Genomic DNA, 715 nt, shown 5'->3' with positions numbered 1-715 from the left:
GTCCACGTGCTGGCGCCGCAGGTCACGACGATCAATCTGCGGCGCCAGCACGTGGACCAGTTCCAGCGCGTAGTCGCGCAGCACCCGTTCGCGTGGCAACACGGCCCAGGCAATGCATTCGCGCACTTCCACCGGTGCCGGCCAGGCGCGCAGATCGACATCGTTGGCGTTGACCGCCATTTCCGCCAGCAGGCCGACGCCCATGCCGGTGCGTACATAGGTCTTGATCAAGTCCGCATCCAGCGCGGTCAGGGCGATGGTCGCCTCCAGCCCGGCGCCGGCAAAGGCGCGTTGCAGGGATGATTCGGGCCGGGTCGAGGATTCGTAGCTGATCAGTGGCAGCCCGACCAGATCCTCCAGTTTCGGCCGCTCGCCGTTGGCGCGGTCAAGTGGATGGCCGCGCTGCACCAGCACCAGCCGCCGCCAGCGGTACAGCGGTACCGCAATGCCGGCCTGCGGGGCATCACCGGCGGTGCTGATGATGGCGATGTCGGCGTCGCCGGCACTCAGCAGGTCCAGGGCCTGGCTTTCGGCGGCGTGCTGCAGGTGCACGCTGACCTGCGGATAGGCCTGCTTGATACGGGCGATGGCCGGCGGCAGCACGAAGCGCGCCTGGGTATGGGTGGTCGCCAGCACCAGTTGGCCCTGGCTCTCGCGGCGCTGGTTGGCAGCGTAGGTACGGATGTTGTTGGCCTGCGCCAGCACCGCGCGGGCG

General features: G+C 68.7%; 1 protein-coding gene. It reads right to left on the bottom strand.

Annotated elements, in window-relative coordinates:
• On the bottom strand, positions 1–715 hold a 715-nt coding region (locus ABB29_RS15910), incomplete at both ends, for a LysR substrate-binding domain-containing protein (protein WP_057660886.1).

The organism is Pseudoxanthomonas dokdonensis (assembly GCF_001431405.1).
GTDB lineage: Bacteria > Pseudomonadota > Gammaproteobacteria > Xanthomonadales > Xanthomonadaceae > Pseudoxanthomonas_A > Pseudoxanthomonas_A dokdonensis.
This window is presented reverse-complemented; position numbering and strand designations above follow the sequence as displayed.